This is a genomic window from Tardiphaga sp. (assembly GCF_044340795.1).
Lineage (GTDB): Bacteria > Pseudomonadota > Alphaproteobacteria > Rhizobiales > Xanthobacteraceae > Tardiphaga.
Genome location: NZ_JBIISY010000014.1, coordinates 1 through 21,632, shown reverse-complemented (window position 1 = coordinate 21,632; position 21,632 = coordinate 1). Strand labels below are relative to the sequence as shown.

Annotated in this window: 17 protein-coding genes; 7 read left to right on the top strand and 10 right to left on the bottom strand. The window is 63.6% G+C overall.

The window, feature by feature from the left end; all coding sequences use genetic code 11:
• Positions 1-3: 3 nt before the first annotated feature.
• Both ACIQ17_RS04025 and ACIQ17_RS04020 read right to left on the bottom strand, forming a co-directional pair.
• Positions 4-1,032: a YcjF family protein gene (locus ACIQ17_RS04025; RefSeq protein ID WP_398465640.1), complete on the bottom strand. Its 1,029-nt coding sequence runs from the start codon at positions 1,030-1,032 to the stop codon at positions 4-6.
• Positions 1,029-2,492 (bottom strand): YcjX family protein, encoded by a 1,464-nt coding sequence (locus ACIQ17_RS04020; RefSeq protein WP_398465638.1) that lies wholly within the window; start codon positions 2,490-2,492, stop codon positions 1,029-1,031. The genes ACIQ17_RS04025 and ACIQ17_RS04020 overlap by 4 nt, the downstream gene beginning before the upstream one ends.
• 237 nt (positions 2,493-2,729) lie before the next feature.
• Here ACIQ17_RS04020 and ACIQ17_RS04015 point away from each other — a divergent pair, with 237 nt between their 5' ends.
• Both ACIQ17_RS04015 and ACIQ17_RS04010 read left to right on the top strand, forming a co-directional pair.
• Positions 2,730-3,434 (top strand): hemolysin III family protein, encoded by a 705-nt coding sequence (locus tag ACIQ17_RS04015; protein ID WP_398465636.1) that lies wholly within the window; start codon positions 2,730-2,732, stop codon positions 3,432-3,434.
• Positions 3,435-3,465: 31 nt separating this feature from the next.
• Entirely contained in the window at positions 3,466-4,260 is a 795-nt protein-coding gene (locus ACIQ17_RS04010) for an SDR family oxidoreductase (RefSeq protein ID WP_398465634.1), read from the top strand.
• A 215-nt stretch (positions 4,261-4,475) separates the two neighbouring features.
• Here ACIQ17_RS04010 and ACIQ17_RS04005 read toward each other — a convergent pair whose 3' ends face one another.
• Positions 4,476-6,839: a molybdopterin guanine dinucleotide-containing S/N-oxide reductase gene (locus ACIQ17_RS04005; protein WP_398465632.1), complete on the bottom strand. Its 2,364-nt coding sequence runs from the start codon at positions 6,837-6,839 to the stop codon at positions 4,476-4,478.
• Between the two features lie 29 nt (positions 6,840-6,868).
• Positions 6,869-8,479: a benzoylformate decarboxylase gene (gene mdlC, locus ACIQ17_RS04000; protein ID WP_398465630.1), complete on the bottom strand. Its 1,611-nt coding sequence runs from the start codon at positions 8,477-8,479 to the stop codon at positions 6,869-6,871.
• A gap of 208 nt (positions 8,480-8,687) precedes the next feature.
• On the opposite strand from mdlC, the gene ACIQ17_RS03995 reads away from it, so the two are divergent.
• Positions 8,688-9,062 (top strand): BlaI/MecI/CopY family transcriptional regulator, encoded by a 375-nt coding sequence (locus ACIQ17_RS03995; RefSeq protein ID WP_398465628.1) that lies wholly within the window; start codon positions 8,688-8,690, stop codon positions 9,060-9,062.
• Positions 9,062-10,669 (top strand): M56 family metallopeptidase, encoded by a 1,608-nt coding sequence (locus ACIQ17_RS03990; protein WP_398465626.1) that lies wholly within the window; start codon positions 9,062-9,064, stop codon positions 10,667-10,669. Before ACIQ17_RS03995 ends, ACIQ17_RS03990 begins: the two co-directional genes overlap by 1 nt.
• Before the next feature lie 157 nt (positions 10,670-10,826).
• On the opposite strand, the gene ACIQ17_RS03985 is transcribed toward ACIQ17_RS03990, so the two are convergent.
• From ACIQ17_RS03985 to ACIQ17_RS03965, 5 genes are all read right to left on the bottom strand, one after another.
• Positions 10,827-11,675, bottom strand: coding sequence for a MaoC family dehydratase N-terminal domain-containing protein (locus ACIQ17_RS03985; RefSeq protein WP_398465624.1), 849 nt, complete (start codon positions 11,673-11,675; stop codon positions 10,827-10,829).
• Between the two features lie 10 nt (positions 11,676-11,685).
• Positions 11,686-12,780: a CaiB/BaiF CoA transferase family protein gene (locus ACIQ17_RS03980; protein ID WP_398465622.1), complete on the bottom strand. Its 1,095-nt coding sequence runs from the start codon at positions 12,778-12,780 to the stop codon at positions 11,686-11,688.
• Between the two features lie 120 nt (positions 12,781-12,900).
• Positions 12,901-14,076: an acyl-CoA dehydrogenase family protein gene (locus ACIQ17_RS03975; RefSeq protein ID WP_398465620.1), complete on the bottom strand. Its 1,176-nt coding sequence runs from the start codon at positions 14,074-14,076 to the stop codon at positions 12,901-12,903.
• 60 nt (positions 14,077-14,136) lie between these two features.
• Positions 14,137-15,408 (bottom strand): cytochrome P450, encoded by a 1,272-nt coding sequence (locus ACIQ17_RS03970; RefSeq protein ID WP_398465617.1) that lies wholly within the window; start codon positions 15,406-15,408, stop codon positions 14,137-14,139.
• A 34-nt stretch (positions 15,409-15,442) separates the two neighbouring features.
• Complete coding sequence (locus tag ACIQ17_RS03965) at positions 15,443-16,720, bottom strand: cytochrome P450 (protein WP_398465615.1); 1,278 nt, start codon at positions 16,718-16,720, stop codon at positions 15,443-15,445.
• Positions 16,721-16,935: 215 nt separating this feature from the next.
• Here ACIQ17_RS03965 and ACIQ17_RS03960 point away from each other — a divergent pair, with 215 nt between their 5' ends.
• The 3 genes from ACIQ17_RS03960 to ACIQ17_RS03950 all read left to right on the top strand — a co-directional run bounded on the left by ACIQ17_RS03960 (position 16,936) and on the right by ACIQ17_RS03950 (position 21,225).
• Positions 16,936-18,108, top strand: a complete 1,173-nt coding sequence (locus ACIQ17_RS03960) for an isovaleryl-CoA dehydrogenase (protein WP_398465613.1) — start codon at positions 16,936-16,938, stop codon at positions 18,106-18,108.
• Positions 18,109-18,947: 839 nt separating this feature from the next.
• Complete coding sequence (locus ACIQ17_RS03955; RefSeq protein ID WP_398465611.1) at positions 18,948-19,766, top strand: lytic transglycosylase domain-containing protein; 819 nt, start codon at positions 18,948-18,950, stop codon at positions 19,764-19,766.
• A gap of 223 nt (positions 19,767-19,989) precedes the next feature.
• A complete protein-coding gene (locus ACIQ17_RS03950; protein ID WP_398465609.1) occupies positions 19,990-21,225 on the top strand; it encodes a GGDEF domain-containing protein in 1,236 nt (411 codons plus the stop codon).
• A 9-nt stretch (positions 21,226-21,234) separates the two neighbouring features.
• On the opposite strand, the gene ACIQ17_RS03945 is transcribed toward ACIQ17_RS03950, so the two are convergent.
• On the bottom strand, positions 21,235-21,632 hold a 398-nt coding region (locus ACIQ17_RS03945), incomplete at its 5' end, for a PAS domain-containing protein (protein ID WP_398465607.1).

Here is a 21,632-nt window from a genome sequence, read left to right as displayed (position 1 = left end):
ACCCTACAGGTTCGCCTCTTCCTTCTTTCGCACCAGATCCCTGGCCAGATCCGCCAGCTGCGGCCGCGGCAGCGCCGTGAACGGCAATGGTCGCGTCACGTCGATCGCTGCAAGGCCGAGTCGCGCCGTCAGCAGCCCATTCAAGATTCCTTCGCCCAGTCGCTGCGACAGCTTGGCCGCGATGCCGTGGCCGAGTGCCTGCTGGATGATGCTGTCGCTGGCGGCCATGCCGCCGGTGATGGCGAGATGGCTGATCACATGGCGCAGCAGCGTAATCATGCCGAGCGCGCCCGGCCGGCCGCCATAGAGTTTTGCGAGTTGCCGCACCAAACGGATCGCCGCGGCGAACACGAACAGCATGTCCACCAGCGCCCGCGGCGAGATCGCGGTGACCACGGAGACTCTTTGCGCAGCGACGGAGACCAGTCGCCGGGCTTCGATATCCAGCGGCGACATCAGCTCGCGTTCGGCGAGGCGAATGAGATCGGCGCCATCAATGATCTCGCCGGCATGCGCCTGCAGCGCGGTGCGCGCGCGGGCGAGGCGGGGATTGCTGTGGGCGAGCTTGAGCAGGTCGGCCAGCACGGCGCGGCTTTCGCTGCGGTCGTCGCTGGCGATCACCTCCAGCGCGCGCGCATGCAGCTTCTCGATGGTCGCGAGCCGGATCAGGCCGAGCGCCTCGCGGACGATGATCACTACCAGCGCCAGCGACACCAGCGCGGCAAGGCCGAGGCCGAGGAATCCGAGACCGTCATTGATGCTGAACAGGTCGCGGATCAGATTGGCGACGCCGAGACCGGTGCCGAGCAGCACGAGGCCGCCGAGCGCGCTCCAGAACAGCGTGCCCCAGCCAAAGCCCTTGCGGGCCGGGCGCAGCGGCTCGTCCATGGCGACAGGCAGTTGCGGCTCGGGCTCCGGCGTGATGCGGATGGCGCCGCGGGCGAGGCGGCCGATATCGTCATCGCCATCCATCACGGTGACATGAGGATCGTCGAGCCGGAACGTGGCCGGGCGGCGCGTGCGGTCGGTCATTGCAGGCGGTCTCCGATCAGGAACTGGAGCGCGCGGTCGAGGCGGATGTGAGGCAGCGCGGGTTCGGCGCCGGCCTCGCGCACCAGCAGCGGCGGACGGAATTTGAGAAAACGATAATCGGCCTTGTCCGCGGTTGCGCTGGAGAGACCGGTGAAGGCGCCGCCGGTGAACAGGCCGTCGAGCTTGGTCGGCAGATCGCCGGGGAAGGTCGCAACCTCCGTCTCGCCGTCGAAAATCTCGCCATTGGCGGACTCGCCGGCCACCGGCGTGCCGAGAATGGACGGCAGCTTGTCGCGGCCCTGCTGCACCAGGGCTTCCTTGGTGGCGCGCACCGCCGCGATGGCGACCACGTCCACGGCGGCGCCGGACAATTCCGACCGCGCCAGTGCCTTGCGCACGATCTGCTTCAGGACGTCCTCCAGCCGGTCATGGCTGAGATGGTGCAGATGATCGGCCTTGGTCGCGGCGAACAGGATGCGATCGACGCGCGGGCGGAACAGCGTGCTCAGGATCGAGCTGCGACCGATGCGAAAACTGTCGAGAATGCCGGCCAGCGCCGCTTCGAGATCATGCAGCGCCTCCGGCCCGGCATTGAAGGCCGACAATGCATCAACCAATACGATCTGCCGGTCCAGCCGCGCAAAGTGATCGCGATAGAACGGCCGGACGACGACGTCCTTATACGCCTCATAGCGCCGCTTCATCATCGCCCACAGCGAGCCATCCGGCGCGCTGCCATCGGCCGGGACATCCAGCGGCGCAAAGGTGAGGGCGGGCGATCCCGCGAGATTGCCCGGCATCAGGAAGCGGCCGGGCGGCAGCAGGCTCATGGCAAAGCGTTCGTCGCGGCAGGCGCGCAGATAATCAGTGAACAGTTTTGCGGCGGTCAGCGTGAACTGCTCGTTCTCCGGCGCCGCCGGATCGAGCGTCGCGAGATGTGCGAGGAAGCCGGCCGCGATCGCCGCGCGTGGGCCTTGCCGCGACAGCGCGAGGCTTTCCGCCGACCATGCCTCGTAGCTCTTGTTCAGCAGCGGCAGGTCGAGCAGCCACTCGCCGGGATAGTCGACGATATCCAGCGTCAACGTTCGCTCGGCGCCGTTCTTGCGCTGATAGTCGATGACCAGCCGCAATTCACTGATGTCGGTGGTCGAGTTCGGCCAGCGCCGTTCGTCGATCAGCGTGGCCAGATGCTGCTCATAGGCGAAGCGGGGCACTGCATCGTCGGGCTGCGGTGCGAGCCGCGCCTTGGCGATGCGCCCGGTGGCCAGCGATTCAAACACCGGAAACTTGCCGCCCCGGGTCAGGCCGTGGACGAGTGCTGTAATGAATACCGTCTTGCCCGCGCGCGACAGGCCTGTGACGCCAAGCCGCAAGGTGGGATTGAACAGACCGTCGCCATAATCGAGCAATGCGCGCGCGGACAGCCGGGCTTCTTCGACAAGTTCGGAAAGGCTGGCCATATTGCGCGTGGGTACTCCTGATGCGTTCGCGGGCGCGAGTTCAGAAAATGGAACGCGATCACAAGGTGGCGATTATCAGGCTGAAATCAAGTTCGCTGACGGAGTGTTACAGCTTCGTCATTCAGCTTTCATTGACCTTCCGCAGTGCATCATCTATCGCGGGATCATGGGGAATTAACCGGCGCGCCTGGGGCGGGCGCGTCATCTGCATCACCAGCCGACCGGCCAGCATTCGCCATGACCGTTTTCCGCCTGAAGCAGTTCACCGCCAACTCCGCCACCATGGTCGCCGGCGCGATCCGCTGGAACTATGACCGCGCCGAGTTGATCGCCGATGGCATCGTCCATGGCGTCGGCGTGTTCAGCGGGCTGATCGCGCTCACGGTGCTGATCGTCCTCACCGCCGTCTTCGCCTCGGCCACCGAACTCGTCACCGTCTCGATCTATGCCGCCGGCCTGCTGGCCATGCTCGGCTTCTCCGCGGCCTACAACATGTGGCCGGTGTCGCCGCGAAAATGGTTCCTGCGGCGCTTCGATCATTCCGCGATCTATCTGCTGATCGCCGCCACCTACACGCCATTCCTCGCGCAGATGGCGAATGGCTGGCTCGCCGCGGGGCTGCTTGCTTTCGTCTGGAGCGTCGCGATTGCCGGCATCGTCATCAAGCTGCGCTATCCCGGCCGCTTCGATCGCCTCGCGGTGCTGCTCTATCTCGCTCTGGGCTGGAGCGGCATGATGGCCTACGACTCCGTGTTCACGCCGTTGCCGCCGCTCACCATGTGGTTCGTCGCCGCCGGCGGCACGCTCTATACGCTTGGCGTGATCTTCCATGCCTGGCGCAGCCTGCGCTTTCAGAATGCCATCTGGCACGCATTTGTCCTGCTTGGTGCCGCATGCCACTATACGGCGGTGCTCGACATGGTGCTGAGCACCGCGGCGTAAGCCGCCCAGAAAAAATGCAGGGAGTGAAGGCATGCAGGTGGACGGCAAGATCGTCGTCGTGACCGGCGGCGCCAATGGCATCGGCCAGGCGCTGTGCGAGACGTTTCACAAGGCCGGCGCCAAGAAAGTCGTCGTCGTCGATCTCGACGGCGAGCGTGCTAAGGCGGTGGCCGACGGCATCGGCGGTGCGTCGTTCAGATGCGATGTGGGTCGCGAGGACGACATCAAGCATGTGATCGACGAGACCGAGCGGCAATTCGGGCCCATCGATCTGTTCTGCTCCAATGCCGGCATCGGCGGCGGCTTCGATCCCCTGAGCCCGAATGCGGGCGGCACCTCGGACGAGCCGTGGATGAAAAGCTGGGCGATCCATGTGATGGCCCATGTCTATGCCGCCCGCCATCTGGTCCCGTTGATGAAGGAGCGCGGCGGCGGCTATTTCCTCAATACGATTTCCGCGGCGGGCCTGCTGTCGCAGGTGGGCAGCCCCGCTTATTCCACCACGAAACATGCGGCGGTGGGTTTTGCGGAGAGTCTTGCGATCTCGCATCGCGCCCATGGCATCAAGGTCTCGATCCTGTGCCCGCAGGGCGTCGATACCAATATGCTGAAGAACATCCCGAAAGGCCCGCAGTCGAATGACGGCAACCTGTCGCCGGAGCAGGTGGCCGCGGACGCGTTGGCGGGGATCGAGGCGGAGAGCTTTCTCATTCTGCCGCACAAGCAGGTCATCGATTACATGCGGAAGAAGACGGAGAACTATGACCGCTGGATCGGCGGCATGGCCAAGATCCAGGCGAAGATGCGGGAGGAGTTTGGGAAATAGCGGCTCTCCTTTCCCTCCCTCAAGCACAGCGAAGCTGTGCGCAGTGGGGAGGGTGGATCGAACGCGAAGCGTTCGAGGCGGGTGGGGTCTCTCCCCACGCTCTGACGTCACGTGGGGATAGACCCCACCCGGCGCTACGCGCCACCCTCCCCACGGCGCGGCTGCGCCGCTTGGGGGAGGGAGATCAGAGGCGCCTGTGGCCTACAAAATAAAAACTACTCCGCCGCTTCCAGCCGTGGCGGCTTAGGCCGTGCCACCGGCACCGGCGGATCGTAGCACTGGATCGGCGGCAGGTTGCCGGTGAATTTCTCCACCTGCACCACCGTCAATTGTCCCGTACATCCCTGTGCCAGCGACGACGTGCCCACATCCCGCGTCAGCACATTCGGATTGCCGTGCACGCAGAGCGGCTTGTCCTCGTTGATGTCTTCCGGATCGTAATAGGCGCCGGTCGGCAGCTGGATCACGCCGGCCATCACGTCTTCGGTCACGACCACCGACGCGAGACATGCGCCACGCTCGTTGAACAGCCTGATGATGTCGCCATCCGCAATCTCACGTGCCGCGGCATCTGTCGGATGCATGCGCGCCACTTCACGTCCGCGGCGCTTCTCCGCAGCGCTGTGGCCGCCGAAATCGAGCTGGCTGTGCAGGCGCGAGGCCGGCTGGTTGGCGACGAGATGCAGCGGCGTCTCCGCCGTCGGCACATCGATAGGTGTAAGCCAGGCCGGATGACCCGGGCAGTCCGCATAATTGAAGCCCGCGATGGTGGCGGAGAAGATCTCCACCTTGCCGCTCGGCGTCGGCAGCGGATGCGCTGCGGGATCATTCACGAACGCGCGCAGCGTGCCGCCATCCAGCGGCTTTTGCGGCAGCAGCACTTCGCCATTCGCCCAGAACGTCTCGAAGTCCGGCGCCTCATGCCCCCCAGCGACCAGCCCGTCATAGGTCGTCTTGTAGAGATGCTGCAGCCATTCGCGCACGCTGCGGCCTTCGGTGAATTCCGCACCCTTGCCAAGGCGCTCGGCCAGCCCCGAGAAAATCTCGTAGTCGTTGCGCGCCTGGCCGAACGGCTCGGCCATCTGGTGCATCGCGACCATCAGGGGATCGGTCTGCGCGCTGCCGATGTCCTCGCGCTCCAGCGACATGGTGACGGGCAGCACGATATCCGCATGGCGCGCGGTGCCGGTCCAGGCCAGCTCGTGCACCACCAGCGTGTCGATCTGCGCGAAGGCGCTGCGCAGGCGGTTGATGTCCTGGTGATGATGGAACGGATTGCCGCCGGCCCAATAGACCAGCTTGATATCCGGATAGGTCATCCGCTTGCCGTTATAGTCGAACGGCTGGTTCGGCTTCAGTAACATATCGGAGATGCGCGCGACCGGGATGAAATCGGCAACGCCGTTCTTGCCCTGCGGCAGGCCCGCGATCGGCACTGCATTGTAGCGGCGGCCGTAATTGGCGATGGCGCCGAGCGCATAGCCGAAGCCGCCGCCGGGCAGCCCGATCTGGCCGAGCATGGTCGCCAGCACCGCCGACATCCATACCGGCTGCTCGCCATGCCGCGCCCGCTGCAGCGAATGCGCGACGGTGAACAGCACGCGCTTGCCGGGCAAGCGGCGCGCCAGCTTGAGGATCACATCCGCTTCGAGCCCGGTGATGTCAGCCGCCCAGGCCGCATCCTTCGGCTGGCCGTCGCTGCGGCCCATGAGATATTTTTCGAACTCATCGAAGCCGACGCTGCAGCGATCGATGAAGGCGCGGTCATGCGTGCCATCCATCACCAGCGTATGCGCCAGTGCCAGCATCAGCGCGACATCGCTGCCCGGAGTCGCCTGCAGCCAGTCCTGGTTCACCTCGTCGGGCAGGTCGGTCTTCAGCGGCGAGATCAGCACGAATTCGCCGCCGCGCTTGCTCACCGCGATCATGTCGCGATGTTCGGTGTGCTTGCTGATGCCGCCGCCGGCGACGCGCGAATTCTTGGTGTTCATGCCGCCAAAGGCAACGACGAGATCGCAATGCTCGACCACTTCGTCCCAGCCGATGTTGCGGCGGGTCATGTCCTCATAGTCGCCGAGAATGCGCGGGATGATGACCGTGGAGGCGCCGGCCGAATAGGAATTGACCGAACGCACATAGCCGCCGAGCGCAAAGTTCAGGAAACGATGCACCTGGCTCTGCGCGTGATGGAAGCGGCCGGCGCTCGACCAGCCATAGGAGCCACCGAACACCGCCTGCGGTCCATGCTTGTCCTTGACGCGCTTCAGCTCGCCAGCGAGCAGGTCGAGCACCTCGTCCCATTCCATCTCGACAAAGCCATCGCGGCCGCGGCGATCGCTCGGGCCCGGACCATGTTCCAGCCAGCCGCGGCGGACCATCGGCTTGGCGATGCGCGCCTTGTGGCGCAGCGCTTCGGGAAAATTCTGGATGATCGGGTTCGGATCGGGATCGATCGGATGCGGCGAGATGACGAGCTGGTCGTTGACCCACTCGCCAGAGAAGGCACCCCAATGCGAGCTGTGGGTCATCCGGCCCGACGGGCGGATGTCGTTCGGCTTGCCGTCGTGCGCCTTCGTCATGCGTCCTCTTCCGTTATCCCGCATCGTCATCAATGCTTTTGTCCATAAAGCACGGGAACCGCGGAGTCGACGACCACCTCGACAAGGCTGACGCCCGCATGCTGCAAGCTATGCCGGAAAGCCTTTTCAAGTTCCGAATGGGTGCTGACCCGCGTGGCATGCGCGCCCATTCCTTCGGCAATTTTGACGAAATCGATTCCGGGCAGATCGAGGCCGGGAACATTTCTGACTTGCATCACCTGGCTGAACGAGCGCATGGCGCCATAGCCGGAATTGTTGATCACCACGACGGTGATCGGCAGTTTTCGCTGGGCCGCAGTCCACAGCGCCTGGATCGAATACATCGCCGAGCCATCGCCGATCAGGCACACCGTACGGCGGCCGGGATACGCGAGCGCGATGCCGACCGAGGCCGGCAATGACCAGCCAAGGCCGCCCGACGACATCGTGCAGAATGAATTCGCGCCGCGCATGGGCAGATATTTATGCATCGCGGGGCGATGCGAGGGCGCTTCCTCGACGAGCATCGCATCCGCCGGCATCGCCTGCGAGAGGGTGTGCAGCAGGAAGTCGATCGGGATCGGATCAGCCGCCGCTGGCGCCGGCGGCAGCACGCGTCCCTTGGCAATGTTTCGTTTTGTTTCCGGCATCAGATCGCGCAGCATCGTCAGTGCGGGCTTCATGGTCGCGATGATGCTGGTGCCGATCGGCGCGACCGCGGCTGAGTCCGGATCATCCGTGACCTGGAAGATCGTGGTGCCGCCGTCGAAGATCGGCGCATGGCCTTCCACGTGGAAGGTGAAAACCGGCGCACCGATGACGACAACGAGATCGTAATCTTTGAGCGCATCGGAGAGCTGTGCCGGCGACGCATGCAGGAAGCCGTGGAATTGCGGATGCCGTTCCGGAAAACTGCAGCGCGCGGAGAACGGACTGACCCACACGGCGGCTTTCGTCTTCTCCGCCACGGCCACCATCTCATCCACGCAGCCAGCGCGATCGACACCCGGGCCGACGATGAGGGCAGGGTTCTTGCTTGCTCCGAGTGCCGCCACGAGCCTCTGCATCGCTTCGGGCTCCGGCCCGATCTCGCGGCTCACATGCCGTGCTTCGATCAATTGCGTGGGCTTGGCCCAGTCATCGATCGGCACCGACACGAAAGTCGGCCCGCAAGGCGGCTGCATGGCGACGTAGTAGGCCCGCGCGATCGCCGCCGGCACGTCTTCGGCGCGCGCGGGTTCGACGCTGTATTTCACATAAGGCCGCGGGAATTCCGATGCACGGTCCGCATAGAGAAACGCCTGCAGCGGCAGGATGCTGCGCGCCTGCTGGCCGGCGGTGATCACCATCGGCGTCTGGTTGCGATGCGCGGTATAGATATTGCCGAGCGCATGGCCGACACCGGCGGCGGAATGCAGATTGACAAAAGACGCATTGCGCGTCGCCTGCGCATGGCCATCGGCCATGCCGATCACGGAGGCTTCCTGCAGCCCGAGGACATAGTCGATGTCGTCGGGCCAGTCGGACAGGAACGGCAGTTCGGTGGAGCCGGGATTGCCGAATACACGATCGATGCCGAAGCCGCGCAGCAGATGCAGCGTGGCGTCTTTGACGGTGGTGGTTTTGGGGGCGCGGGCCAAGGCGGTTTCCTCACGATGCGGGCAGTTGTTCTGCCGTGTCTTGTTGACTCATCAACGGCGGAAAGACGCGGGGTGTCAATGCCGTGATGAATGGCACTGAGACACTTGTTTCCCTCACAAGGACAGGTCAATCGATAAACTATAGCAATAGTTGACAAGGTCAGGTGCGCGTGACATCGTCTACTAAACTCATAGTAGGAGGAGCGTGGTGGACATTTTCTTCACGGATCGCGAGGCCGATGTGATGGACGTGCTGTGGGAGCGAGGTCCGTCGCTGGTGGCCGAGGTGCAGGACGCCCTGGATGACAAGCTCGCTTACACCACCGTCCTCACCATCCTGCGGACGCTGGAAAGCAAGGGCTATGTGGCGCACGAACAGGAGGGGCGCGGCCACCGCTATTTCGCGGCGGTCAAGCAGAAGGCCGCGCAGGAAAGCGCGCTGCAGCACCTGACGCGCAAACTGTTCAAGGGATCGACCGAGCTGCTGTTCACGCGTCTGGTGGCGGATCAGAAGCTCAGTGCCGAGCAGATCCGCAAGATGCGGAAGCTGCTTGCTGACAAGTCCGGACAGGGAGACGACTGATGCTTGGCTGGATGTGCTATGTCATCGTGGTGAGCCTGCTGCTCGGGCTCGCGGCATGGGCCTTCGAGCGGTCGGCGCGTCTCCGCAAGCAGCCGACACGCTGGGTGTGGGTCACCAGCATCGTGGCGTCGCTGCTGATTCCGCTCGTGGTCTCCTCGGTGTCGGTGCAGCTGCCGCAAATGCCAGGCACAGCGCCGGCGACGACGCCCACCACCGCCGTGCTGCGCGACATCACACTGCGCGATTTCTCACCATCCAGCTGGGTCGCGGCCGGCACCGGCCCGATCGCGACCTCGCCAAGTCTGGACACGATGCTGAAAGCCGGCTGGCTGGCCATGTCGCTCGGGCTGCTGCTCGTCGTCGCCGGCAGCGCCTGGCACCTGCAGCGACAAGGACGACGCTGGGCGCGCGGCAGCATGGCCGGCGTGCCGGTTGATATCTCCGACAACACCGGCCCTGCGATTGTCGGGCTGCGCCATCCCCGCATCGTCGTGCCGCGCTGGCTGACGACCGCGTCCGTGCAACAGCAGGAATTGGTGATCGCCCATGAACAGGCGCATCTCGATGGGCGTGATGCGCAGGTGCTGATGGTCGCGCTCGCTATCCTGATCTGCATTCCCTGGAACATCCCGCTGTGGTTCCAGTTCCGCCGGCTGCGCTTCGCCATCGAGATCGATTGCGATGCGCGGGTGCTGCGACGCGGCTACGACGTCGGGCGCTATGGCGAGACGCTGATTGCAGTTGGCGAACGGCAGTCCGGCAACATCGCCGTGGTGGCCGCGATGTCGGAATCGAAATCTTTCCTCGAGCAAAGGATCGGCAACATGCTGCGGCAGAAGACGAAGTGGACATGGACATCAGCGGCGGCGCTCGCCTGCCTCGGGCTGTCGCTGGTTGCGGGCGCGGCGCAGGTAAGCCCGCCCGACAACACGCCGACCGCGCCTGCAGTCAATGCTGCGAGCGCCGCAAACCAGCCGTCACGGAAGGAGATCACCTTGGACAGCGCTCTGCTCGATCGCTATGTCGGCTTCTATCGATTGCACGAAAACGCCGTCATGACGGTGACGCGCGAGGGCGATCACCTGCTGGCGCAACTGACCGGGCAGCGCAACTCGCCGATTTTCGCCGAGACAGACACCCGCTTCTTCTCCAAGGCGGTGAATGCGCAGTTCACATTCGTGGCCGACGCTGGCGGACCGGCGAACGCGCTGATCCTGCATCAGGGCGGCGGCAACATGACGATGCCGCGCATCGATGCGACGGCGGCGCAGGCAGTTGAGGCGCGCACTGTCGATCGGATGAAAAGCCAGACCGCCAATCCGCACTCCGAGGCTGCCATCGGCCGCCTCATTGCGGGGACCATGAGCGGCAAGCCCAACTATGCCGAAATGAGCCCGGCACTGGCGGAAGCGACACGGAAGCAGTTGCCAAAGCTGCAGGCCAACATGCAGGAGCTGGGCGCGGTCAAGTCTATCAAGTTCCTGGGCGTCGGCGCGCAGGGCACGGACTCCTACACGGTCTGGCACGAAAACGGCGCCTCGCACTGGCGCATCTCGATGGACAGCGACGGAATCATCGCACTGGCGGCGGTGTCGCCGGGACCGTGAGTTGTTGAACCCTCGCCACGCACTCGAGCCCTCATGGTGAGGAGGCGCCTCTAGGCACTGTCTCGAACCATGAGATGCTGAGCTCCGTCGTCATCCTTCAAGACGCCGCGCGCTGCGCGGCGCCTCAGGATGAGGGTGGAATTGAAGGAAGGCGGAGCTACCAGCTCGCCGTCGCCTTCATCGTCGGCGCGCCCTTGTCATTGGCGGTCCAGAGCTCCAGCCCGTCCGCCGTCTCGTTCGCATTCACCGTAAAATCGGCGCCATCGAACAGTGGCGACACGCCGCGATAGGCGAACTTGGCCGGCGCCTTGCCCTTCAGCTTCGCCGCAAACTCCACCAGCAGCGCCGCCTGCAGCGGGCCGTGGAAGACGAGGCCGGGATAGAACTCGACCTTGGTGACGTAGTCGCGGTCGTAATGGATGCGGTGACCGTTGAAGGTCAGGGCGCTGTAGCGGAACAGCAGCACCGGATCGGCGTAGTGCGTTTCTTGATGTTGTGCGGTCGGCACTTCCTTTGGTGCTGGGGCTGCTGGCGCCATGCTGGTCGGCATGGCGCGATAGACGATGTCCTGGCGCTCGCGAATGGCGACGCCGCGCGGCGTGGTGATGGTGTGCTCGACATTGACGAAGCACAGGGTGCCGGTGGAGCCGGTCTTAACATTCACATCGAGGATCTTCGACGACCGCGTCACCTCATCGCCGACTTGCAGCGGTGCGATGAACTGCACCTCGCCACCGGCCCACATGCGGCGCGGCAGCGGCACCGGCGGCAGGAAGCCGCCGCGGGCAGGGTGGCCGTCGGTGCCGAGCTTGTCCATGGCCGCCACCGGCTGCGCCAGGCACCAATGGGTGGTGAATGGCGCGATGTCGCCGGTCTTCGGCGTGCCGATATCGAGGAACAGCGTCGCGCGCAGGCCCTTCACCAGCTGCGCGGTGATGGCGTCGGACGCCTCGTCGGTGCGGCCGATCCACTGCTTGAGATGATCGATGTCGAGTGTGTCGGTCATGTTGTGTTCCTTACTTCTGCACGTCGCCGATGCCCGGCACCGCGCCATATTTGCGGTCCGCATCTATCCAGATCGCACCGGGCGCGGGATAGGCCACCGGGCCGTTCGGCGTGTCCACGGTGATGCGACGCAGATGCGGATGCTTCGACAGATCCGCCATGGTGTTCACCTCGGCGAATGCGATGTCCGCATCGCTGAGGCGCTTCAGCAGCTCCTCGCGTGACAGCGAGCCAAAAATGTCGCCGACCACCTTGTCGGTGTAGTCGCGGTTGTGCACGCGGGTGACATTGTTGACCATCTGCGCATCGGTGGCGAGATCGGCATTGCCCAGCACCTTGGCGCAAAGGATCTTCCATTCGCGCTCGCTCTGGATCGAGATCAGGATGCCTTTGCCTTCCTTCGAATTGAACACGCCATAGGGCGCGATGGAAGGGTGCGCGAGGCCCATGCGCTTCGGCTCCTTGCCGTTCTCGGCATTGAGCAGCGGCACGGTCAGCCAGTCGGCCATCACGTCGAACATGGAGATGCGGATATCGGCGCCTTCGCCGGACACGCTGCGCCCGATCAGCGCTTCCAGGATCGCCGCATGCGCAGTGGCACCCGTGGCGACGTCGACGATGGAGACACCGACGCGCGACGGGCCTTCCGGGCCGCCGGTAATGGAAGCGAGGCCGCTCTCGGCCTGGATCAGCAGGTCATAGGCCTTGCGATGGGCATAGGGGCCGCTATCGCCATAGCCGGTGATGGTAGCGCAGATCAGCCGCGGATAATCCTTGCGCAGGCGCTCCAGCGTGAAGCCGAGCTTGTCCATGGAGCCGGGCTTGAGATTCTGGATCAGGACGTCGGCGGTGGCGATCAGCTCTTCCAGCTGCTTGCGGCCTTCCGGCGTCGCGAGATCGACCACAGCCGAGTCCTTGCCGCGGTTGAGCCAGACGAAATAGCTGCTCTGGCCCTTCGCGGCGGCATCATAGCCGCGGGCGAAATCGCCTTCGGGCCGTTCGATCTTGATGACATGGGCGCCGGCGTCAGCCAGGCGCGAACTGCAATAGGGCGCCGCCACGGCCTGTTCGACGGCGACGACGGTGAGGCCTTTGAGCGGCAGCATGTGATTTCCCCGAATGACGTTAGTCGTCATTGCGAGCGCAGCGAAGCAACCCAGAAAGCTGCAAGCAAGAACTGGATTGCTTCGTCGCTACGCTCCTCGCAATGACGAGGAGTGGGTGACTTAGTACGAGCGCGGCATTCCGAGCACGTGCTCGGCCACGAAGGAAAGGATCAGGTTGGTGGAGATCGGCGCCACCTGATACAGTCGCGTTTCACGGAATTTGCGCTCGACGTCGTATTCCTCGGCGAAGCCGAAACCGCCATGGGTCTGGATACACGCGTTGGCCGCTTCGAACGACGCATCGGCCGCGAGCATCTTGGCCATGTTGGCCTCGGCGCCGCATTCGAGGCCCGCTTCATATTTGCGAAGCGCTTCCTTCACCATCAGTTCGGCCGCGCGCATCGACGCGTAGGCTTTGGCGATCGGGAACTGGATGCCCTGGTTCTGGCCGATCGGCCGTCCGAACACGTGACGCTCCTTGGCATAAGCGCTCGCCTTGGCGATGAACCACTTCGCATCGCCAACGCATTCGGCGGCGATCAGGATGCGCTCGGCATTCATGCCGGAGAGGATGTAGCGGAAACCCTTGCCCTCTTCGCCGATCAGGTTTTCCTTCGGCACCTTCATGTCGGTGAAGAACACTTCGGTGGTCGCATGATTCATCATCGTGCGGATCGGGCGGATCTCGAGGCCCTTCTTCTTAGCCTCCTTCATGTCGACGAGGAAAACCGACAGGCCATCAGTGCGCTTCGCCGCCTGGTCCTTCGGCGTGGTGCGCGCCAGCAGCAGCATCAGGTCGGAATATTCGGCGCGGCTGGTCCAGATCTTCTGGCCGTTGACGATGTAGTCGCCGTTGTCGTCCTTTTTCGCCACCGTCTTCAGCGATGACGTGTCTGTGCCCGAGGTCGGCTCGGTGACGCCGAAGGCCTGCAGGCGAACCTCGCCCGAGGCGATCTTCGGCAGCCACTGCGCCTTCTGCGCGTCGCTGCCATGACGCAGCACCGTGCCCATCGTATACATCTGGGCGTGGCAGCCGCCGCCATTGCCGCCGGCGCGCTGGATCTCTTCCAGGATCGCCGCCGCCGCGGAGAGCTTGAGGCCCGAGCCGCCATATTCCTCGGGGATCAGCACCGAGAGATATCCGGCTTCCGTCAGCGCATCGACGAACTGCTTCGGATAGGCCATCTCGCGATCGAGCTTGCGCCAGTATTCGCCGGGAAACTGCGCGCACAATTTGGCGACGGCATCGCGGATGTCAGCATATTCGTCCGCTTCAGCGGCTGCATGTTTCGTCAAGGAGGCTTCTCTTCTTGATGGGAAATTACGTGATCCTGGACGGCTACGTGATCCCTGGCCTCATGTAATCCGGACCGGAAGATGCTCGTAGCCTTTGACGAAGCTCGAATACACGCGCTTGGGTTCCCCCACAACTTCGATGTTTTCGAACCGTTTCAGTATTTCCTCCCAAACGATCTTCAATTGCAACTCCGCCAGGCGCATGCCCACGCAGCGGTGTATGCCGAAACCGAATGACAGGTGAATCTTCGGCCGCTTGCGATCGATGATGAATTCATTCGGCCGCTCGATGACCTCGTCGTCGCGATTGCCGGAAACATACCACATGACGACGCGGTCGCCCTTCTTGATGTCCTTTCCGCCCAGATTGGTATCCTGCAATGCTGTCCGACGCATATGCGCCAAAGGCGTCTGCCAGCGGATCACTTCCGGCACCATGGTTTCGATCAGCGCCGGATTGTCGCGGAGCTTCTGGTACTGGTCCGGATTCTCGTTCAGGGCGAGCACCGAGCCGGTCATCGTGTTACGGGTGGTGTCGTTGCCGCCGACGATCAGCAGGATCATGTTGCCCATCAGGTTGTCGGGCTCCATGAAGCGTGTCGCATCGCTATGCGCCATCATGGAAATCAGGTCATTCCGCGGTTCGGAATTCACGCGTTCATTCCAGAGGTTCTGGAAAAACGCGAAGCACTCGCCCATCTCGCGGCGGCGTTCGTCTTCCGAGGACACGATGCCACTCTTGGGCAGCGCGGTGGCGACATCCGACCAGCGCGTCAGTTTTCGCCGTTGCTCGAACGGGAAGTCGAACAGCGTGGCCAGCATCTGCGTGGTCAACTCGATCGACACGCGATCGACCCAGTCGAAGGTCTCGTTGCGCGGCAGGCCGTCGAGCACCTTGGCTGTGCGCGTGCGGATCAGCTTTGCCAGTTCGTCGAGATGTTCGGGCGTGAACATCGGCGTCACGGTCTTGCGCTGGGGCGTGTGCTTCGGCTCGTCCATGGAGATGAAGCTCGGCCAGCTATAGCCTTCCGGCTCGTCGCGAATGCCGATGCCGCCGAGCTTTGAATCCGACGAGAAGATGCCGTGGCTGGTGTCCACCTTCATGATGTCGTTGTACTTGGTCACCGACCAATAGGGCTCGATCGGCGCATTGGTGCAGTAGTGCACCGGCTCTTCCGCGCGCAGCCGTTCGAAGAATGGCCATAGCGTGTCGGTGGCAAACAACTTTGGCGCGCCGGGATGGAAGTCCTTCAGCGGCATCGAATAAGCGAGCTCGCGCGCGATGCGGTCGCGGGTCGCCTTGTCGGGATCGATACGGTTCTGGATGTTCATGGCGTCTGCTCTTCTGGTAGCGATTCTGTGTGGATCAGTGGATGCGAACGGGCAGCGTCTCATAGCCCTTCACGAATGAGGAAAAGACCCGGTGCGGTTCACCAACGACCTCGATGCGCTCGAAGCGTTTCATGATTTCTTCCCACACGATCTTCAATTGCAGTTCGGCGAGGCGCAGGCCCACGCAGCGGTGGATGCCGAAGCCGAAGGAGAGATGGCGATTGGGGCGCTCGCGGTCGATGATGAATTCATCCGGCCGCTCGATCATCTCGGCATCGCGATTGCCGGAGACATACCACATGACGACCTTGTCGCCTTTCCTAATCTGCTTGCCGCCGAGTTCGGTATCGGCGATCGCGGTGCGTCGCATATGCGCGAGCGGCGTCTGCCAGCGGATGATTTCCGGCACCATGCTGTCGATCAGTGCGTGATTGGCGCGTAACTTATCATACTGCTGTGGAAACTGGTTCAGCGCATAGACGCCGCCGGACATGGAGTTGCGCGTGGTGTCATTGCCGCCGACGATCAGCAGGATGATGTTGCCGAGAAAACTCTCGGGATCGAGATGTCGCGTGGCTTCGCTATGCGCCATCATCGAGAGCAGGTCGCTCTTCGGCGGCGCGTTCATGCGCTTCTGGAATAGCCGGCCGAAGAATTCGCCGCATTCGCGCAGCTCCTTCTGCCGCTGCGCTTCCGCTTCCGGTGTCGGTGGCAGCATGGTGGCGACGTCGGACCAGTGCGTCAGCTTGCGCCGCTCCTCCCACGGAAAATCGAACAGCGTCGCCAGCATCTGCGTGGTGAGTTCGATGGAGACGCGATCGACCCAATCAAACGTTTCGTTGCGCGGGAGAGCATCGAGCACCTCTGCGGTGCGCGAGCGGATCAGGCCGGCGAGCTCGTCCATGTGGTTGGGCGCGAACATCGGCGCCACGGTCTTGCGCTGGGCCGAGTGATGCGGCGGATCGGTGGCGATGAACATCGGCCGGCGAAACTGCACGCCGGCATCGCGAATGGTGATGCCGCCGAACGAGGCCGCCGATGAGAAGGTGCTGTGGTTGATCTCCACCGCCATGATGTCGTTGTATTTGGTCACCGACCAATACGGCCCGAACATGCTGTCGCGGCAGTAATGGACCGGCTCCTCCTGGCGGAGGCGCTCGAAATAGGGCCAGAACGTATCGTCGCGGAAGAGTTCGGGATTGCCGGGATCGAAGTCCTCGAGCGGCGTGGCATAGGCGGCGTCGCGGGCGCGACGCTGGCGCAGCATGTGGTCGGATTCGATGATGCGATCGGACTCAATTGTCCCGTGCATGACAATTCCCCGGTTTCGTTCGTCCCTGATGCACACCGTCTTGCGTCGCGGTGTCTTTATTGCGTCTAATTAGATGCTGGAATGAGGATTGACGCAAGCGTGACTACAACTTTCGGACGAGCCGAAATGGTTGATTTGCCAGCGCATTTGCTGTCTTCAATGAGCCAAACGCGCGCTCGGCGCGCCATAAATGCGAGACGACCGGAGGCCGCCCGATGATCCCGAACGCCCAACACATGTTCAACTTCGATCTCGGCGAGACCGCCGAGGCGATCCGCGAAACGGTGCGCGATTTCGCCCAGAACGAGATCGCGCCGCGCGCCGACGCCATCGACAGGAATAACCAGTTCCCGATCGATCTGTGGCCGAAGCTCGGTGAGCTCGGCCTGCACGGCATCACGGTGGAGGAGGAGTATGGCGGGGCAGGGCTCGGCTATCTCGAACACGTCATCGCCATGGAGGAAGTGTCGCGCGCATCCGCCTCGGTGGGCCTGTCCTATGGCGCGCATTCCAATCTCTGCATCAACCAGATGCGCCGCAACGGCAGCGATGCACAGAAGCGCAAATATCTGCCCGGCCTGATTTCCGGCGCGCATGTGGGCTCACTGGCCATGTCCGAGCCCGGCGCCGGCTCCGACGTGGTGTCGATGAAGACGCGCGCCGACAAGAAGGGCGATCGCTACATCCTCAATGGCAGCAAGATGTGGATCACCAATGGCCCGGTGGCGGAGACGCTGATCGTCTATGCCAAGACCGATCCCAATGGCGGTCCGCGCGGCATCACCGCCTTCATCATCGAGAAGGGAATGAAGGGTTTTTCGACCGCGCAGAAACTCGACAAGCTCGGCATGCGCGGCTCGGATACCTGCGAACTCGTCTTCGAGGATTGCGAAGTGCCGGAAGAAAACGTGCTCGGCGCCGTCGGCAAGGGCGTCAACATCCTGATGTCCGGCCTCGACTATGAGCGCGCCGTCCTGTCGGGCGGCCCGCTCGGCATCATGCAGGCCTGCATGGATGTGGTGCTGCCCTATGTGCATGAGCGCAAGCAGTTCGGCGAGCCGATCGGCAATTTCCAGCTGGTGCAGGGCAAGGTTGCGGACATGTATGTCACCATGAACGCCTCGCGCGCCTATGTGTATGCGGTGGCGAAGGCCTGCGACCGCGGCGAGACCACGCGCGAGGACGCCGCCGGCGCGATCCTCTATTCCGCCGAACGCGCCACCCAATGCGCGCTGGATGCGATCCAGCTGCTCGGCGGCAACGGCTATATCAACGACTATCCGACCGGGCGGCTGCTGCGCGACGCCAAGCTCTACGAGATCGGCGCAGGCACGAGCGAGATCAGGCGCATGCTGATCGGGCGGGAATTGTTTGCGAAGAGTGGTTAGTGATTGGCGCAGGCAGATGTTCTCCCTCCCCCAAGTCGCGTAGCGACGCAGCGGGGAGGGGCGGGGTGGGGCGCCCCACGTGCCGTCGGAGTTTGGGGAAGCACCCCACCCGTCACAATGCTCGCTGAACGCTCGCATTGTGCCACCCTCCCCGCTGCGCGCGGCTGCGCCGCGCTTGAGGGAGGGACAACAAGTGCGCCGCGCGCGAGATGCTTGTTCCTATTTTGTTCTTGACAAAATTCCCATCTCCGCCATTATCCCTCCCGTCTTGTCCACGAGGGGCGCTCTCATGAGGCGTCTTTGAGTGGGGCAGGATGCGGCGCCTGCGGGCAGGGGGACCACGCATCCTCTTGCACTCGGGCGGTCGGGGGTAACCGTCCGGCCCCACTATGGGGGTCTGCCGCTATTGCGCGGCTGGACGTGGCATCGGCGACAGGCAGGAAACTGCCGGGCCTGCGGGCCAACTGCCTTTGCCCGGAAGAACGGTCCTTCGACTGGAAAAACGTCGCGGTGGCGCGCCGTAAGGCGTTGCGCGGCCGGCCAGCACTGGCGATCCAGTGCGCACCGATCGCGTCCAGTCCCACCAAGTGCGCCTTGCGGCGTGCCACCTCCCCTCGTGTCTTCGAGGGTAAACCGCTCACACCTCGGACGCTCCGGCGCCGCGAGAACGGGATCTCATGATTTCAGCAATGACGTGGCTGTTTGACATGTGAACAAGCGATGCTCCCAACGTCGTGCTCCCTCCCTCAAGCCACGCGGCCGGGGAGAGATAAGGACCGCCGTTGTTCCGACACATCCGTCATGCCACACTCGCGCAACCGCAACCGGGCAGGATTTCCATGTCGTTTCGTCTCGCCGCCATTGCCGCTTTGTCGATTGCCTCAGCCGCCATTGCCACACCGTCCTACGCCGCCAAATGCGGTGGTGATTTCCAGAGCTTCGTCGCGCAGATGTCGCAGGAAGCCGCGGCCGCCGGTGTCTCGCAAGGCGTGATCCAGCAGGCTTTTGCCGGCGTCACCCAGGACCAGGCGGTGCTGAATTTCGACCGCCGCCAGCGCGGCACCTTCAACAAGACCTTCGAGCAATATGTCTCGACCCGCGTCGGCGCCGGCCGCATCAAGATGGGCCTGCAGATGATGCAGCGCCACGCCTCGCTGCTGTCGCGCATCGAGCAGCGCTTCGGCGTGCCGCCGCAGATCGTTGTCGCGATCTGGGGACTCGAGTCCGACTTCGGCAAGGGCGATATCGGCAAGATGCCGGTGATCCGCACGCTAACCACCATGGCGCATGATTGCCGCCGCACCGAGCTGTTCCAGGGCGAATTGCTGGCGGCGCTGAAGATCGTGCAGCGTGGCGACCTGCCGCTGAAGGATCTGGTCGGCGCCTATGCCGGCGAACTCGGGCAGACCCAGTTCCTGCCGTCCAGCTACATCAAGTACGGCGTCGATTTCGACGGCAACGGCCATGTCGACCTCCGCCATTCGGTGCCGGACGTGCTGGCGTCTACCGCCAATCTGCTGAAGACCGCGGGCTTCAAGGGCGGCCAGCCTTACGGCGAGGGCACCGCGAATTTCGAGGCCATGCGGGAGTGGAACCGGGCGACTATCTACCGGAAAACCATCGGCTATTTTGCTGATCGCCTCGCGGCTGGAGGTTGATCGCGCCCGCCCAGCGAACCCGGCGGGTTCCCGTGGTTAAGGAAGACTTGCCGGTTTGCCTTCACGCTTTCAAAACCACGGTGTGGATTATCCCGCGCTGGTGACATTCCGTTAAGCGTCACGGCTGCAATTTGCGGCCTCTACGGGAACGGCAGGTCAGCGGGATGACAGCGATCAAACTCAGCGTGCGCAAGCGCGCCGTACAGCCAATGGGAGCAATCCCATGTTGAGCGTACCGACGCTGTTCACGGTCTTCGACGTCAATTTTCTCGCGCTCGGCGTGGTCTGGGCCTATGTCGCCCGCAGCTATCCCAACCTGCATGCCGCGCGCTACTGGGCGGCAGCCGCCTTCACTGCAGCGATCGGCATGGTGGTCTCGCTGTTGCGCAGTCTGGTCGAAATCGACCCGCTGGTTCCGATCGTGCTCGGCAATGGCATGCTGCTGATTGCCACCAGTCTCGCCGTCATGGGCGTCAGCCGCTTTTACGACCGGCCGCCGAACTGGCGTTGGGAGTTTGCGCTGATCGCCGTCGGTGTCGTCGGTCTCGCCATCTTCACCGTCTGGCATGACAGCATTGCGATGCGCATCGCCGTCTATGCGGTGGTGCAGTCCATCTCGGTTGCCGGCACCATCCCCTTGTCCCTGTCGCGCAGCAATGGCGGTCGCACAGCCGGCAGCTATCTGTCCGCCACTCTCGCGGTTCTGGTGATCGTGGCGCATACGGTCCGCTCGCTCTGCGGCCTGCTCGAGTCCGGCGGCACCATGGGGTTCGTCGAGCTGAACCAGGTGCAGGCGGTGCTTCTGCTGGTGCTGGTCTTCCTCACGATGTCGTGGAATTTCGCCTTCCTGGTGATGGCCATCGACCGCCTGCGCGACGAGGTTGCTGAACTCGCGCTGGTGGATGATCTCACCGGCGTCGCTAATCGTCGCCATCTGGTGCAGCGCCTGTCGGAGGAGTGCGCACTGGCGCATCGCACGCAGAAGCCGTTTGCGCTGCTGGCCATCGATCTCGACGGCTTCAAGGAAATCAATGATGGCCACGGCCATGCGGCCGGCGACGATTGCCTGCGCCATTTCACGGTCATGACTCAGAGCAAGCTGCGCCCCGGCGATCTACTGGCGCGTTCGGGCGGCGACGAGTTCTGCATCGTGCTGCCGTCGACTTCTGTGTCTGAGGCCGCAGCCATCGCGCATCGCATTCTTGATGCCTGTCGCGCCGACGCCGCCGCCTGCATGCCCGGCGAAGTCCAGATCGCGGCATCCATCGGTGTCGCGCAGTGGCAGTCGCGGATCGGCCAGTATCCGGAACGGCTGATCGCCGCCGCCGACCAGGCGCTCTATGTCGCCAAGAATGACGGCAAGAACCGCTATGCCGTCTGCGACGTCGACTCGCCGTCGATGGCGCCGGAGATCGACATGGACGCCATGATCGACCGCGCACGCAGCAGCGCCGCGTAAGTCGGATCGTCAGTTCATCTTCTTGTCGTGGGTGATGTCGATCAGTGCGCCGGGCAGCCGCACCGGTCGGCCGTGGCGGTCGAGCGTGCAATTGCCGCGCGCCATAATCCAGTGAACGCGATCGTTCCTGATCAGCCGGTACTCACACTCGAAAATGCCACCGCGCCGCATGGAGGCTGCGACTGCAGCCTGCAGGTGGGCGATATCGTCGGGATGGATCGCGCCAAAATAGTTTACATTCGGCAGCCCGCGCGCGGCGCGTTCCGGATCGACGCCGAACAGATTGGCCGCGCCGGCATCGAGATGGTTGCGGTCGTTGCTGATGTCCCAGTCCCAGATGCCGGCGATCAGCTCACGCGCAGCGAACTTGCGCACCATCGGCAGTTCGAACGCATCTTCTTCGGCGG

What these genes read in the sequence shown, in the direction of transcription:
- ACIQ17_RS03965 (WP_398465615.1), bottom strand. Translation starts at nt 16,720, where the DNA reads ATGCACGGGACAATTGAGTCCGATCGCATCATCGAATCCGACCACATG.
- ACIQ17_RS03955 (WP_398465611.1), top strand. Translation starts at nt 18,948, where the DNA reads ATGTCGTTTCGTCTCGCCGCCATTGCCGCTTTGTCGATTGCCTCAGCC.
- ACIQ17_RS04005 (WP_398465632.1), bottom strand. Translation starts at nt 6,839, where the DNA reads ATGACGAAGGCGCACGACGGCAAGCCGAACGACATCCGCCCGTCGGGC.
- ACIQ17_RS03960 (WP_398465613.1), top strand. Translation starts at nt 16,936, where the DNA reads ATGATCCCGAACGCCCAACACATGTTCAACTTCGATCTCGGCGAGACC.
- ACIQ17_RS04025 (WP_398465640.1), bottom strand. Translation starts at nt 1,032, where the DNA reads ATGACCGACCGCACGCGCCGCCCGGCCACGTTCCGGCTCGACGATCCT.
- ACIQ17_RS04010 (WP_398465634.1), top strand. Translation starts at nt 3,466, where the DNA reads ATGCAGGTGGACGGCAAGATCGTCGTCGTGACCGGCGGCGCCAATGGC.
- ACIQ17_RS03980 (WP_398465622.1), bottom strand. Translation starts at nt 12,780, where the DNA reads ATGCTGCCGCTCAAAGGCCTCACCGTCGTCGCCGTCGAACAGGCCGTG.
- ACIQ17_RS03990 (WP_398465626.1), top strand. Translation starts at nt 9,062, where the DNA reads ATGCTTGGCTGGATGTGCTATGTCATCGTGGTGAGCCTGCTGCTCGGG.
- ACIQ17_RS04020 (WP_398465638.1), bottom strand. Translation starts at nt 2,492, where the DNA reads ATGGCCAGCCTTTCCGAACTTGTCGAAGAAGCCCGGCTGTCCGCGCGC.
- ACIQ17_RS03950 (WP_398465609.1), top strand. Translation starts at nt 19,990, where the DNA reads ATGTTGAGCGTACCGACGCTGTTCACGGTCTTCGACGTCAATTTTCTC.
- ACIQ17_RS04015 (WP_398465636.1), top strand. Translation starts at nt 2,730, where the DNA reads ATGACCGTTTTCCGCCTGAAGCAGTTCACCGCCAACTCCGCCACCATG.
- ACIQ17_RS03985 (WP_398465624.1), bottom strand. Translation starts at nt 11,675, where the DNA reads ATGACCGACACACTCGACATCGATCATCTCAAGCAGTGGATCGGCCGC.
- ACIQ17_RS03970 (WP_398465617.1), bottom strand. Translation starts at nt 15,408, where the DNA reads ATGAACATCCAGAACCGTATCGATCCCGACAAGGCGACCCGCGACCGC.